Below are 14524 nucleotides of genomic sequence, written 5' to 3'. Positions count from 1 at the left end.
CATGACAGAAATCCTGCAGACCCCCAAGCTCGTCGTCGTGTTCGGCGGCTCGGGATTCGTCGGCCGTCATGTCGTTCGCGCGCTCGCCAAGCGCGGCTATCGCATCCGGGTCGCCTGCCGGCGACCCGACCTTGCCGGCCATGTGCAGCCGCTCGGCAATGTCGGCCAGATCCAGCCGGTGCAGGCCAATGTGCGCGTGCGCTGGTCGGTCGACCGCGCCGTGCAGGGCGCCGACCACGTCGTCAACCTCGTCGCCATACTGCATGAGAGCGGCCGGCAGAAATTCGGCTCCGTGCACGAGTTCGGCGCGCGCGCCGTCGCCGAGGCCGCGCGATCGGTCGGCGCCGGCCTCACCCATATATCGGCGCTCGGCGCCGACCTCAACTCGCCGTCGGGATATGCGCGCACCAAGGCTCTCGGCGAGAAAGCGGTGTTCGAGACGGTGCCCGACGCCGTCGTCTTGCGGCCCTCGATCAATTTCGGACCCGAGGACGCCTTCTTCAACCGCTTCGCCAACATGGCGCGCTTCTCGCCCGTGCTGCCGCTGATCGGCGGCGGGGAGACGAAATTCCAGCCGATCTATGTCGGCGACGTCGCCGAGGCGGTGGCAGGCTCGGTCGACGGCAAGGTCGAGCGTGGCCAGACCTATGAGCTCGGCGGCCCGCAGGTGTTGACCTTCAAGGAATGCATGCAGGAGCTGCTCGCCGTTATCGATCGCAGACGCCTCCTGGTGCCGGTGCCGTGGTGGGTGGCCAATATCCAAGCCTCGATCCTGCAGCTGTTGCCCAATCCGCTGCTGACCAAGGACCAGGTGCTCCAGCTGCGCGAGCACAACGTCGTCTCCGAAGCCGCCGCCAAGGCGAACAGAACGATCAATGGCCTCGGCATCCAGCCGCAGGCGATCGCAGCGATCCTGCCGAGCTATCTCTGGCGCTTCCGCGCCGCCGGCCAGTTCCAGCAGCGCCGGCCGATCGCCGACCGGTAGACTGTTCCCGATCGGGACCCGTTCCAATCAGGCGCGGCGGGAAATCTGCATCGGCAGGCCGCCCTGCGGCTGCGTGGTCAGCTTCTGCACCGGCCATGGCCGAGTTTGTGACGTTACGTCGAAACGGAAGCGCGACAACAGGATGGCCAAAGCAATGATCGCCTCCTGCATGGCGAAGCTGGCGCCGATGCAGACGCGCGGCCCGGCGCCGAAAGGCAGATACTGGAAGCGGTCGATCCGTTCGCGGTTCTCCGGATGGAAGCGCTCCGGCATGAAGGCGTCCGGCCTGTCCCATAGCTTGCGATGGCGATGCACCACCCAGGGCATCACCAGCACGGCGGCGTATCTCGGGATATAGAGGCCGTTCCAGGTCTCCGGCTCGATCGGCTCGCGATTGATCGAGGGCGCTGGCGGATAAAGCCTCAGCGCTTCCTCGAAGGCGGCGCGGGTGAGCGGCATGGCGTCCAGCCACCTTGTCGGATCGGGCTCGCGCGCCAGCACCGCATCGATCTCCTGCTCGACCTTGTCGCGCTCCCAAGGCGCTTCGGCGAGACAGTAGATCGTCCAGCCGAGCGCGCGCGCCGTGGTCTCGTGCCCGGCGCCGATGAAGGTGATGATGTTGTCCTCGACTTCGGCGCGGGTCAGGCCGTCCGGCCCCTCGGCTTTCAGGAGTAGCGTCAGGAAATCCTGCGGCACGCCGTCGGGATCGCGCTTCAGCCGCTGCTCGCGCATTTTCACCGTGTTGGCAACGATGTTGCGGAAATAGGCCATGGTCTTGCGGCCGCGGATGCGGGTCAGCCGCGGCAGCCATTCCGGGGCGCGCAACAGGTCGAGCGGATCGACCCGGCCCATGGTCTCGAACAGGCGGTCGATCTCCTTGGCGAAGCTGCCGGGCTCGCCGGCGATCTCGCCGGAAAACAGCGTCTCGGCCAGGATGTCATAGGTGAGCATCGTCATGTCGCGGGCGACGTCGGTCGTACCGCCGGCCTCGTAGCGGGTGGCGAATTCCAGCGTGCGCTTCAGCATCGGCTCGGCGAAACCGAAGATGTGGCGCGGCGTGAACACCGGCGCCATCGCCTTGCGCGAGCGCTTCCACACCTCGCCCTCGGCGGTGAGCAAGCCGTCTCGCAGGATCGGGCGCAGGATCAGCTGGCGCACCGTCGCCATCTTGTAGTTCCTGGCGTTGTCGACCAGCACGTGGCGGATGAGGCCGGGATCGTTGGCGATGACCAGCGGCCCGCCGATACCGGTCACCGAGATCCAGGGCTCGTTGTAGGTATGCTCGCCCCACAGCTCGAGCGGGTTGCGGTAGACGATGCGCATCATCTCCAGCGTCGAGGGCGGCTGGGTGCGCGGCTTCGGCGCAGGCGGCACGAAGGGGGCGGGCTTTGTGTCCATCGGATGCTCCGCTACGACGGCAAATGTAATGCGCGGCAAAGCGGGCGTCCATGTGACCGAACGGAAAGCCCATGGAGAGACCGCCTCGCCTGAATGTGAACGGCGCCCTTCGATGGCTGCTTGTTGACGGTGACCGGTTCCTTTAGTCGCCAACGGATACCGTCAATCGAGGAGCCACCCGTGAAGCACCAGTTGAGCATCATCATCGGCAGCACGCGACCGGGACGCGCCGGACCGATCTTCGCCGAGTGGCTGGAGGGGTTCGCGCGCGAGCACGGCAAGTTCGAGCCGGCGCTCGCCGACATTGCCGCCTTCAAGCTGCCGCTGCTCGACGAGCCGCATCATCCGCGCCTGCGCAAATACGAGAACGACCACACCAAGGCCTGGTCGACGGCGATCGACGCCGCCGACGCCTTCGTCTTCGTGGCGCCGGAATACAATTACTTCGCCGCTCCGGCGATTGTTAACGCCGTCGACTATCTGCTCAAGGAGTGGCGCTACAAGCCCGCCGCCATCTTCAGCTATGGCGGGGTGTCCGGCGGCCTGCGCGCGGCACAGGCGCTGAAGCCGCTGCTGACCGCCGTCGGCGTCATGCCGATTCCGGAAGGCGTGGCGCTGCCTTCCTACAGGACCTTGCTCGACAAGGAGGGCGCGTATCATCCGAGCGAGCAGGTTCTGGGCGGTGCAAAGACCATGCTGGACGAGTTGTTCCGCTGGAGCGAGGCACTGAAGGCACTGCGCGCCGGCCTCACGGCAGAATAGCAGACGTCCCGATATGACTGCTGCAACGCCGCGCTCGGGCGAGGCGTTCGCGCCGGCATAGCCCGCTTTCCCCCGGTGCATTGAGCCCGGCCTGCGAAAGGCCGCTCGCCAAGCCGGCAAAACGCCTGCAAACCTTGGAAAAACGGCCATTTGCGCCTATATCTAAGACATCAAAACGGCGCGATTCGGGACCATTTTTCCGCGCCGGATCAGCGACATCAATCAGACAGGTATTTATGAGCGATCAGACCGAAAGCGCCATTGGCGCGGAAGCCGAGTATGGCGCCGATTCCATCAAGGTTTTGAAGGGGTTGGATGCTGTCCGCAAGCGGCCGGGCATGTATATCGGCGACACCGACGACGGCTCGGGCCTGCATCACATGGTCTATGAGGTGGTGGACAACGCCATCGACGAGGCGCTGGCCGGGCATGCCGACCTCGTCTCGGTGACGCTCAACCCCGACGGCTCGGTGACCGTCATCGACAATGGCCGCGGGATTCCGACCGATATCCATCCCAGCGAGGGCGTCTCGGCGGCCGAAGTGATCATGACCCAGCTGCATGCCGGCGGCAAATTCGACCAGAACTCCTACAAGGTTTCGGGCGGCCTGCACGGCGTCGGCGTCTCGGTGGTCAACGCTCTTTCGGCATGGCTCAAGCTCAAGATCCGTCGCAACGGCGAAATCTTCGAGATGAGCTTCACGCACGGCAATGCCGACGCTCCGCTGAAGGTGACCGGCACCTACGAGCAGGACAAGCGACCGGGGACCTATGAAGGCCGCAGCGGCAGCGAGATCACCTTCTTCCCGTCGGCCGAAACCTTCACCATGGTCGAATTCGACTACAACACGCTCGAGCACCGGCTGCGCGAGCTCGCCTTCCTCAATTCCGGCGTGCGCATCGTGCTGACCGACGCGCGCCATGCCGACCTCGTGCGCCACGAATTGCATTATGACGGCGGCCTAGAGGAATTCGTCAAGTATCTCGACCGGGTGAAGAAGCCGCTGATCGAGAAGCCGATCGCCATTCGCGCCGAGCGCGACGGCATCACCGTCGAGGTGGCGATGTGGTGGAACGACAGCTACCACGAGAACGTTCTGGCCTTCACCAACAACATCCCGCAGCGCGACGGCGGCACGCATCTGGCCGGATTCCGCGCCGCGCTGACCAGGCAGATCACCGGCTATGGCGAGTCCTCCGGCCAGACCAAGAAGGAAAAAGTTTCGCTCACCGGCGACGACTGCCGCGAAGGCCTGACGGCCGTTCTGTCGGTCAAGGTTCCGGATCCGAAATTCTCCTCGCAGACCAAGGACAAGCTGGTCTCCTCGGAAGTCCGGCCGGTGGTGGAAAGCCTGGTCAACGAGGCGCTGGGCACCTGGCTGGAAGAGCATCCAACCGAAGGCAAGGTGGTGGTGGAGAAGGTGATCCAGGCGGCCGCCGCGCGCGAAGCCGCGCGCAAGGCGCGCGATATAACCCGCAAGAGCACGCTCGGCGTCACCTCGCTGCCCGGCAAGCTTGCCGACTGCCAAGAGCGCGATCCCGCGAAATCGGAAATCTTCATCGTCGAGGGCGACTCGGCCGGCGGCTCGGCCAAGGGCGGGCGCTCGCGCCAGAACCAGGCGATCCTGCCGCTGCGGGGCAAGATCCTGAATGTCGAGCGGGCGCGCTTCGACCGCATGCTCAGCTCCGACATGATCGGCACGCTGATCACGGCGCTCGGCACCTCGATCGGCAAGGACGAGTTCAACGCCGACAAGCTGCGCTACCACAAGATCATCCTGATGACGGACGCCGACGTCGACGGCGCCCATATCCGCACGCTGCTGCTCACCTTCTTCTTCCGGCAGATGCCGGAGCTGATCGAGCGCGGCCATCTCTACATCGCCCAGCCGCCGCTCTACAAAGTGACGCGAGGCAAGAGCTCGCAATATCTCAAGGACGAAAGCGCCTATGAGGAATATCTGATCGAGTCCGGGCTGGAAGAGGCTTCACTGACGCTCGCCTCCGGCGAGGTGCGGACCGGACAGGACCTGCGCAGCGCGGTCGACGACGCGTTGGCGGTGCGGCACCTGATCAACGGGCTGCACACGCGCTACAACCGCAGTGTCGTCGAGCAGGCGGCGATCGCCGGCGCGCTCAACGCCGACGTGCTCGCCGATCTCGGCCGCGCCACCGCCATGGCCGAACACGTCGCCAGGCGGCTCGACATGATCGCCGAGGAGACCGAGCGCGGCTGGAGCGGACGGCTGTCGACCTCCAATGACGGGTCGGGCGGCTATGTCTTCGAACGCACCGTGCGCGGCGTCAAGGACGCGGTCCAGCTCGATGCCGGGCTGATCAATTCGGCCGATGCGCGCCAGCTGGACCGCTATGCAGCGCGTCTGGCGGAAGTCTATGGCGAGCAGCCGACGCTGCGCCGCAAGGAGACTTCCGAGCTCCTTTCCGGACCGCTGGCGCTGCTCAACGCGGTGTTCGCGGCGGGCCGCAAGGGACTGACCATGCAGCGCTACAAGGGCCTTGGCGAGATGAACGCCGAACAGCTCTGGGAAACCACGCTGGATCCGAATGTGCGCTCGCTGCTTCAGGTCAAGGTGGCCGACGCGACCGACGCCGACAGCTTGTTCTCACGGCTGATGGGCGACGAGGTGGAGCCGCGGCGCGAGTTCATCCAGGACAATGCGCTGTCGGTGGCCAATCTGGATATTTGAGGACCGTGCCAATCGGCCCTCTCAGCCTGCCGTCGGTCCGCCGTCCGTGGCGGATGGGGTGATCCGACCGGAACAGAAGGTCTCCTGAAACATTGTGACAGATCGATCACAACTTGTTTCAGGAGGTTTCGATGGGCCGCGGTATCTTGCTCTGGTTGCTCGGGGTTCCGATTCCGATCATCATTCTCATTATGCTTTTTGCCCGCTAGGAGGCTTCGATGCAGCCCACCCTATCGGCAACCGAGGCTCCCGGTACGCTAGAATCCTCCGCCACCGCCGTCAGTTGGGGGCCGATCATCGCTGGCGCTTTCGCAGCCTCGGCTTTGACTCTCATCCTCACCTTGCTCGGCTCAGGACTCGGGCTGACGATGGTTTCGCCCTGGTCCGCGTCGAATCCTTCGGTCACCACCTTCGCGGCTACCACCGGCGCCTGGTTGATCGTCGTACAATGGCTGTCGGCGGGCCTAGGCGGTTATCTTGCCGGGCGGTTGCGGACCAAATGGGTTGGCGTCCACACTGACGAGGTCTATTTCCGCGACACCACCCACGGCTTCCTTGCCTGGGCGCTGGCCACGTTGCTTGTCGCCGGTGTTCTCGGCTCGGTCCTGTCGGCTGCAGTGGGGACGGGCGTGCAGGCGGCATCCACTGTCGCGTCGGGCGCCGCGATGGGTGCCTCGGCAGGCGCGTCGGCAAACGCCAACGGCGCCTCGGTTGACAATGCGACATCCTATTTCGTCGACACGCTGTTCCGTCCGGCGGATGCGAGCAAGCTTGCAGCCGCCAATCCGCAAAACGACGCGGCGACCACGGCGCAAGCGTCTCGCATCCTGGTCGCAAGTGCCGCCGCCGGTGAGGTGTCGGCCGACGACAAGACCTACCTGGCGCAGCTTGTGACTGCCCGCACAGGCCTTCCGGAAGCTGACGCAAAGGCCCGTGTCGATGCGGTGCTTGCAAAGGTGGAGGAGGCTAAGACCAAGGCCAAGCAGGCGGCAGACACGGCCAGGAAGGCAACGGCCTCATTTGCCCTGATCGGCGCCTTGGCGTTGGTCATCGGCGCATTCATCGCCAGCGCTGCCGCAGCTCTCGGCGGCAAGCAGCGCGACGAAGACGAGGCGCTTTTCCTGTCCAAAGGCTAGACTGAACCATCCGGTGATTGAAAGACAAAGCCCGGCTCACGGCCGGGCTTTTCGGTCTTTGAGATGGCGAGCCGGATCAGTGATCGAAAGCCTTGACGATTTCCTCGGTCATCTTCTTGGCGTCGCCGAGCAGCATCATGGTGCCGTCCTTATAGAACAGCGTGTTGTCGATGCCGGCATAGCCCGAACCCAGCGAGCGCTTGACGAAGAGACAGGTGCGGGCCTTGTCGACGTCGAGGATCGGCATGCCGTAGATCGGGCTGCTCTTGTCATCTCGCGCGGACGGGTTGGTGACGTCGTTGGCGCCGATGACATAGGCGACATCGGCCTGCGCGAATTCGGAGTTGATATCCTCCAACTCGAACACCTCGTCATAGGGCACATTGGCCTCGGCGAGCAGCACGTTCATGTGGCCGGGCATGCGGCCGGCGACCGGATGGATGGCGTATTTTACCTCGACGCCATTGGCCTTGAGCTTGTCGGCCATCTCGCGCAGCGCGTGCTGGGCCTGGGCCACCGCCATGCCATAGCCCGGCACGATGATGACCTTCTGCGCGTTCATCATCAGATAGGCGGCGTCGTCGGCCGAGCCCTGCTTGACGGTGCGCTCGATCCCGTCGTCGGCAGCCGCAGCCGTCTCGCCGCCGAAGCCGCCGAGGATGACGGAGATGAAGGAGCGGTTCATGCCCTTGCACATGATGTAGGACAGGATCGCACCGGAAGAGCCGACCAGCGCACCGGTGATGATCAGCGCCAGATTGCCGAGCGTGAAGCCGAGCGCCGCCGCCGCCCAACCGGAATAGGAATTCAGCATCGACACCACGACCGGCATGTCGGCGCCGCCGATCGGGATGATCAGAAGCACGCCGAGCACCAGCGAGGCGGCGACGATCAGCCAGAAGATGAGCTTGGATTCGGTGGTGACGAGCAGCACGATCATAACCACGAGGGCTACGCCAAGCGCGATGTTGATCAGGTGGCGGCCGCCGATCATGATCGGCTTGCCGGACATGCGGCCGTCGAGCTTGAGGAAGGCGATGACCGAGCCGGTGAAGGCGATGGCGCCGATGGCGACGCCGAGGCTCATCTCGATGAGCGCCTGGGCATGGATGTCGCCGGCCGTGCCGATGCCGAAGCTTTCCGGCGCGTAGATGGCGGCCGCCGCCACCATGACGGCAGCGAAACCGACGAGCGAGTGGAAGGCGGCGACCAGCTGCGGCATCGAGGTCATGGCGATGCGGCGCGCCACATAGGCGCCGACGCCGCCGCCGATGGCAAGCCCCAGCACGATCAGGCCGAAGCGGCCGGCCGAGGGCAGCGCCAGTGCCAGCGTGGTGGCGATGGCAATGCCCATGCCGATCATGCCGTAGAGATTGCCCTGTCGGCTGGTGGTCGGATGCGACAGGCCGCGCAGCGCCAGGATGAACAGGATGCCGGAGACCAGATAGAGGAAGGAAGCGAGATTGACGGTCACGTCACTTTTCCTTCTTCTTGTACATGGCGAGCATGCGCTGAGTGACGAGGAAGCCGCCGAAGATGTTGACCGACACCAGCACCAGGGCGATGAAGCCGAAGCCCGCGGCAAGGCCGGAGGCCGCGATGCCGACGGCGAGCAGCGCGCCGACGACGATGACCGAGGAGATGGCGTTGGTGACGGCCATCAGCGGCGTGTGCAGCGCCGGCGTCACCGACCAGACGACATAATAGCCGACGAAGATCGCCAGCACGAAGATGGCGAAGCGGAAGACAAAGGGATCGATGGCGCCGCCCGAGAGCGCGTGCGCCGCGTTGCCGGCAGCCTCGGCGCCGGCGGGCGCATTGGCGAGATCCTGCACCGCGAGGCGTACGGCAGCCGTCGCCTGATCGAGCTGGTCGAGGGCTTTCTGCAGCTGTTCCATCACGCGGTCCCTTCTGGCTTAGGCGAGGGTGACTTGGCTGCGGCCCTCTTCCTGGGCACCGGTTTCTTGTCGGCGGCATCCGCGACCAGGACGGTGGCCGGGATCGCAGCCGGCTCGGTGCGCGGCGTCTCGGCGGCCTTGGCGAAACTGGGGTGCACGACTTGGCCGGCATCGGTCAGCATCGTCGCCTTGACCAACTCGTCATCGCGCTTGATGGCAAGGGTCTTCGTCGCCTTGTCGACCATCGTCTCGAGGAAGGCGTAGAGGTTCTTGGCGTAGAGAAGCGAAGCGGATGCAGCGACACGACCGGGCACATTGAGATGGCCGACGATCTTGACGCCGTTTTCCGTCGTCACGACCCTGCCGGGCACCGCGCCTTCGACATTGCCGCCGCGCTCGACGGCGAGGTCGACGATCACCGAACCCGGCTTCATCGAAGCGACCATGGCGGCCGACACCAGCTTCGGCGCCGGACGGCCGGGGATCAGCGCCGTGGTGATGACGATATCCTGCTTGGCGATGTGCTCTGCGGTCAGTGCCGCCTGCTTGGCCTGATATTCCTTCGACATTTCCTTGGCGTAGCCGCCGGCGGTCTCCGCCGCCTTGAACTCCTCGTCCTCGACCGCCAGGAACTTTGCGCCGAGCGACTGCACCTGCTCCTTCACCGCCGGACGCACGTCGGTGGCGGTGACGACGGCGCCGAGACGGCGCGCGGTGGCGATCGCCTGCAGACCGGCGACGCCGACACCCATGATGAAGGTTTTTGCTGCCGGCACCGTGCCCGCCGCCGTCATCATCATCGGCAGCGCGCGGTCATATTCGGCCGCCGCATCGACCACCGCCTGGTAGCCGGCCAGATTGGCCTGCGAGGAGAGTACGTCCATCACCTGCGCGCGGGTGATGCGCGGCATGAACTCCATCGAGAAGGCGGTGATGCCGGCACTGGCCATCGCGGCAAGCGCCGCATCGTTGCCGTAAGGATCCATGATGGCGATGACGGCCGCGCCCGATTTGTAGCCCTTGAGCTCGGCATCGGTCGGCCGGCGCACCTTCAGCACCACATCGGCGTTCTTGGCGTCCCCGGCAGTTCCAATCGTGCCGCCGGCGGTGGCAAATTCCTGATCGGTGATGCGCGAGCCCAGGCCGGCGCCCCTCTCGACGATCACCTCGAAGCCCAGGCCGGCCAGCCTTTTCACCGTCTCGGGCGAGGCCGCGACTCTCGGCTCGTTCGCGTCAAGCTCACGAGGGATGAATACCGTCTGCCCCACCGCATGATCCTTTCGGCTGGAACCTTGCTGCGCAAGGCGTCGGCCGGGACCTCCGGCGAAACGTCGAACGCAATGGCTTGGAAAGTCTACCGCAGAATGAAATAGCCGACGGCCATGATCACGATGAACAGGATGGTCGCCGAGAAGAAGCCGCCCGCGAAGAAGCCGAAGGCCATGGCCAGCAGAATGGCAGCGCAGACGAGCGAGCCGTATTTGGCGAGCGTGAGAAATGCGTTGTAGGTGCGATCATGCTCGGCATAGTCCATCTGCGCGCCCAGTTCGACAGGACCGGTCGGCGTGTGATCAGCCATAGGAATACCCCTTCGAAAATGCCTTCGAGGCACATAGCGAAAAGCCCGAGCAAGAGCAATGGCGCTATTGCCGCACGGCCGGCGACAACAGCCTCAAACGAATGTTGAAATGGGCGGAAGCTAAAATTGCGATGGGAGGCCATCGCCGTGGCGAGGGGCGTCGTAGGCCTTTAAAGCGCGTCGCGCTGAATCGGATTCAGGCGAGACGCTTCAAAACTCTTTTTGATGGGTGCCGTTGCCCAGAACCGCTGCACGGTTCCGGGCGAGATGCATTAGGCGGCGAGGTGCGGAAACAGGCCGAGCAGGCCGACCACGATCAGATAGAGCGCGACGATGTAATTGAGCAGGCGCGGCATCACCAGGATCAATATGCCGGCGATCAGCGAGATCAGGGGCGTGAGCGCAAGCGAGTGGATGGTCATAATAATCGTACTCCTTCCCGTGAAAAACCCGATTTGAGCCGGCGACAAGCCTGGGGCAAGAATGCGGCGCCGCCGATGATCAGTGACGCCGGTACTCGTAACGCGGGAGCGGCGGGGAAGGTTCACGAGGCGCGGAAGGACGCCCGTTCAGGCGGCATCGCGATAGTATTTGGCCGTCGGTACGATCGACAGCGGGGTGAGCCGGTTGATGGCCGGATTGGCGAACATCATCCGCTGCTCCACCGGCGTCGACTTGAAGAAAGGGAAGCGGTCGAGCGTCTGGCGCAAGTTTTCACCACAGGGGATCTCGAACAAGGCGATCGGCGCAAGGACACCCGGAAACACCTTGCCTTCTGTCCGCTGCACGGCATGGAAGATGCGGGCGTAGTAGGCGGAATGTTCGACCTTGACCGGCGTCAGCACGGCCGTCTGGCCAAAATAGCTGGAAGCCACCATGCCGAGCCTCAGCGTCAGGAAAGGCAGGACTCCGGGCGCGGGCGCGCTATCCGCGTCGGTTGCGAACCGGGTTCCGTCTATGAAGGTTTCTCCGCGGGCAAGCCGCTCGGCCAAGATTTCCGGATAGGCGTCGACAGAGGGCGAATAGGGGTGCTCGCGGGAAATGTAATGGAGCCGCAGCGTGCTGACCAAGTGGCCATCGAAATAGACGCCGAACCGGTAGGAATTCGGCAGGTTGTCCCAGCGATCCTCGAACATCCCGCTGGCGATCGGGCCGCACATGCCTGAGCGCAGGTAGGACTGATAGCGAAGGCGGTAGATCGCCTCCAGATCCTCGCCCCCCGTGATCAGACGATAATCGACATGCTCCAGCAATTGCATGATCGAACGATTCAGCGCCGAGCCAGCATTTGCGCCGGCGTCAGCCTGCGCATCGTTTCTTGCAGCATCCATCCTCAAGTCCTCGTATCCGCCTGTAAACAGGCTATTCGAGTCAAAATGAGACACAAGCCGAAAATTCGATACTGCTGGTTTACCTTCCGTTAACCTTAACAATGCGCCGGAAAGGTTGCATGGAAAAGTTGACCTGGCGCCCTGACCTTGGCTCGCATCCGATATCAAAGAGTACACAGCTGCCAGAACTGATAGGACTGGGCCGCCGCAGCTGACAGCAATATAGGACATCTGGCCAAAATACTCGGCTGTATTGAATTGCTTAGAGAAAACAACTGCGAGCTTTTGAACCTGAAAAACTCGGGTGAAAACCTTCCGATTTGGCGAAAATGGCTGCGTAGCCAAAGCAACGCGCATTCTCAATCCTGAATGATGAAATTCCCTACCTGGCCGACCGTCTGGGGGCGAGGCGCAGGTCCGCGGCGAACGGCCAGGTGACGTTCGACATCGTCTCGATGCCGGACGCGCTGAGCGCGGCGCCGAACAGGAAGCCTTGCACGAGGTCCGGCTTGACCGAACGCACCAATATCTTCAGCTGCTCGAAAGTCTCCACCCCTTCGATCGTGACGACCAGGCCCAGCGTCCGGGTCAAGCCGACGATACCCTTCAGAAGATCGAGCGACTGGGGGCTCTGGGTCACGTCGATCAGGAAGGAGCGGTCAATCTTGATCTTGTCGAGCGGCAGCTTGTGCAGGTAGCTGAGGCTGGAATAGCCGGTGCCGAAGTCGTCGAGCGCGATGCGGACGCCCAGCGCTTTCAGCTCTTCGATCAGCTCGCGGGTCAGTGATTTGTCGTCGAGCAGGGCAGTCTCCGTCACCTCGATCTCGAGCCGGTGCGGCGCAAGGCCCGACGCCGCCAGCGCATCACGCACCTTCTGCACGACGTCGCGGTTGCGGAAGTCCTTGGCCGACAGGTTGATCGAAACGCTGGTCTGGGCCGGCCATTTGGCGCATTCGGCGCAGGCCGCCTGCAGCACGAAAGAGCTGATCTCGGAGATGATGCCCATCTCCTCGGCCAGCGGAATGAAGACGCCCGGCGAAATCGGGCCGAGATCGGGATGATCCCAGCGGCATAGCGCCTCGCAGCTGGCGATGCGCATGGTGCTCATCGACACGATCGGCTGGTAGACGACGCGCAACTCCTTGGCTTGCACGGCGCTGCGCAGATCGGCCTTCATCAGCTGGCGATTGCGGAAGGCGGCGTCCATCGATGCCTCGAACAGCCGCCAGCTGTTTTTGCCGAGCTCCTTGGCTTTGTAGAGCGCGAGGTCCGCCTTGACGATCATGCCGTCAACGTCGGTGTCCTTGACCACGGACAACACCGCGCCGCCGCTGGTCTGGATGCGCAGGCCGTGACCGGCGACGTCGACTTCGCCCTGCAGGCCGGCGAAGATCTCGTCGAGCAGGCTGCTGAGATGGCTCTCATCCTCGATGCGGTCGAAATAGATCATGAATTCGTCGCCGCCGAAGCGGCTGACATTGATGCCCGGCCCGGCGACCGCTGCCAGCCGCTCGGCTACGGCGTAGATCAAACCGTCGCCGACCGGGTGGCCGAGCGTGTCGTTGACGCTCTTGAAATCATCAAGGTCGAGCACCGCCAGGCCGCAGAGCCGGTCGCGGTCGCCGGACGCCATGGCCTCGCCGACCAGCTCGTGAAAATAGGCACGGTTCGGCAGGCCGGTGAGGTTGTCGTAGCGCGCCATGAAACGGATCTTTTCCTCCGCCTCGACGCGGGCCGTGACGTCCTCGAAGGTGATGACGCCGAGTTCCTGGCTGCCTTCGCGCGCGGAGAACTCGTAGTGCTGGCCATTGGCGAGCGACACGAGCACCTTGCGGTCCCGGCCCTCGCGCAAGGCGCGCGTCAGCTGCGCCTCGATGTAGCGGCAATCCTTCGGTGCCAGCATGCCGCCAGCGACGCCGCGCATCAGAAGGCCGTGGATCGAGCGCCCGAGCAGCGCGTCGGCCGATTTCAGCGACATCAGATGGGCGGCCTCGGCATTGGCGACGGCGACGCGCCCGTCGGGGCCGAGCATGACCAGGCCGTGCGACATCGTGTTGAGCGCGCGGTCGAACCTGCGCGTCAGGTTTCTCGCCTGCTTGTGGCCGATGACCGCCGAGAACAGCACGTTGCGGACATGATCGGCGCCGGTGATGGTGATGAACGTCATCGGGATGATCATCAGGCCGAGGACGACGGAGGGCGCGTCCATGCGCAGCAGGAGCGCGAGAGCCGCCGGACCGATGAAGGTCACGGAAAAAATCCGCACCATGCGCGGCGACCCATAGTTGCGGGCGACAACGGTGACCAGGGTCGCCAGCGTCAGCGACATTGCCGCCAGCTCGGCGAACGGTTCGGGATATATGTAGATCGACACGAAACACAGCGCGCCCAATCCGAGACCCTGAAGGCAGCCCTTCAGGATGTAGCTGCGCTCCAACCGCTGCGCGTGTTCGACATCGGCAATCGCGCCGCCTGTCCTCAGGAAGCCGCGAATGCCGAAGTAACGGATAAGGCTGACGGAAAGCAGGGCAAAAGAAAACGCCAGGAACAGGGGATTGTGGGTGCGCAGATAGATCATGAATCCGAGGATCCAGTAGCACGCGCCACCGATCAACAACATGTGCGCGTTGTCGAACAACGACCGCACAAATTGGATATAAACATCCGCGGGGATGCTTTCGGTCTTTGTTTTGCCCATAGGGTCGGCCCAACGCTAAGCCTTGTCAT

12 protein-coding genes are annotated in these 14524 nt (G+C 64.0%); 4 read left to right on the top strand and 8 right to left on the bottom strand.

The genetic code is table 11. The annotated features are described in order from the left end of the window. Position 1 precedes the first annotated feature (1 nt). Positions 2-985, top strand: a complete 984-nt coding sequence (locus A9K71_RS27515; protein ID WP_067003377.1) for a complex I NDUFA9 subunit family protein — start codon at positions 2-4, stop codon at positions 983-985. Between the two features lie 27 nt (positions 986-1012). On the opposite strand, the gene A9K71_RS27510 is transcribed toward A9K71_RS27515, so the two are convergent. After that, positions 1013-2383, bottom strand: a complete 1371-nt coding sequence (locus A9K71_RS27510; protein ID WP_067003375.1) for a cytochrome P450 — start codon at positions 2381-2383, stop codon at positions 1013-1015. 180 nt (positions 2384-2563) lie between these two features. Here A9K71_RS27510 and A9K71_RS27505 point away from each other — a divergent pair, with 180 nt between their 5' ends. The 3 genes from A9K71_RS27505 to A9K71_RS27495 all read left to right on the top strand — a co-directional run bounded on the left by A9K71_RS27505 (position 2564) and on the right by A9K71_RS27495 (position 6989). Further along, a complete protein-coding gene (locus A9K71_RS27505; RefSeq protein ID WP_067003374.1) occupies positions 2564-3145 on the top strand; it encodes an NADPH-dependent FMN reductase in 582 nt (193 codons plus the stop codon). A gap of 236 nt (positions 3146-3381) precedes the next feature. Continuing rightward, positions 3382-5853, top strand: a complete 2472-nt coding sequence (gene gyrB, locus A9K71_RS27500) for a DNA topoisomerase (ATP-hydrolyzing) subunit B (RefSeq protein WP_067003372.1) — start codon at positions 3382-3384, stop codon at positions 5851-5853. 218 nt (positions 5854-6071) lie between these two features. Next, a complete protein-coding gene (locus tag A9K71_RS27495; RefSeq protein ID WP_067003370.1) occupies positions 6072-6989 on the top strand; it encodes a hypothetical protein in 918 nt (305 codons plus the stop codon). A gap of 76 nt (positions 6990-7065) precedes the next feature. Here A9K71_RS27495 and A9K71_RS27490 read toward each other — a convergent pair whose 3' ends face one another. The 7 genes from A9K71_RS27490 to A9K71_RS27460 form a co-directional block, all read right to left on the bottom strand. Next, the gene (locus tag A9K71_RS27490; protein WP_067003368.1) at positions 7066-8463 is read right to left on the bottom strand and encodes an NAD(P)(+) transhydrogenase (Re/Si-specific) subunit beta; all 1398 of its coding nucleotides are present in this window, start codon (positions 8461-8463) and stop codon (positions 7066-7068) included. A gap of 1 nt (position 8464) precedes the next feature. Continuing rightward, positions 8465-8887 (bottom strand): proton-translocating transhydrogenase family protein, encoded by a 423-nt coding sequence (locus tag A9K71_RS27485; protein ID WP_067003367.1) that lies wholly within the window; start codon positions 8885-8887, stop codon positions 8465-8467. Continuing rightward, positions 8887-10155, bottom strand: a complete 1269-nt coding sequence (locus A9K71_RS27480; protein WP_067003364.1) for a Re/Si-specific NAD(P)(+) transhydrogenase subunit alpha — start codon at positions 10153-10155, stop codon at positions 8887-8889. The genes A9K71_RS27485 and A9K71_RS27480 overlap by 1 nt, the downstream gene beginning before the upstream one ends. An 86-nt stretch (positions 10156-10241) precedes the next feature. Then, positions 10242-10466 (bottom strand): aa3-type cytochrome c oxidase subunit IV, encoded by a 225-nt coding sequence (locus A9K71_RS27475; RefSeq protein WP_067003362.1) that lies wholly within the window; start codon positions 10464-10466, stop codon positions 10242-10244. Positions 10467-10738: 272 nt separating this feature from the next. Further along, positions 10739-10888, bottom strand: coding sequence for a DUF3096 domain-containing protein (locus A9K71_RS27470; protein ID WP_067003359.1), 150 nt, complete (start codon positions 10886-10888; stop codon positions 10739-10741). A gap of 147 nt (positions 10889-11035) precedes the next feature. Continuing rightward, a complete protein-coding gene (locus A9K71_RS27465; RefSeq protein ID WP_245299802.1) occupies positions 11036-12154 on the bottom strand; it encodes a hypothetical protein in 1119 nt (372 codons plus the stop codon). A 25-nt stretch (positions 12155-12179) separates the two neighbouring features. Further along, positions 12180-14495 (bottom strand): EAL domain-containing protein, encoded by a 2316-nt coding sequence (locus A9K71_RS27460; RefSeq protein ID WP_067003356.1) that lies wholly within the window; start codon positions 14493-14495, stop codon positions 12180-12182. Between the last annotated feature and the right edge of the window lie 29 nt (positions 14496-14524).

The sequence above is a fragment of the Mesorhizobium sp. WSM3873 genome (genome assembly GCF_001672445.1).
Taxonomy (GTDB): domain Bacteria; phylum Pseudomonadota; class Alphaproteobacteria; order Rhizobiales; family Rhizobiaceae; genus Mesorhizobium.
The sequence above is the reverse complement of the archived record's forward strand: the minus strand, read 5'-3'. Positions and strand labels throughout refer to the sequence as shown.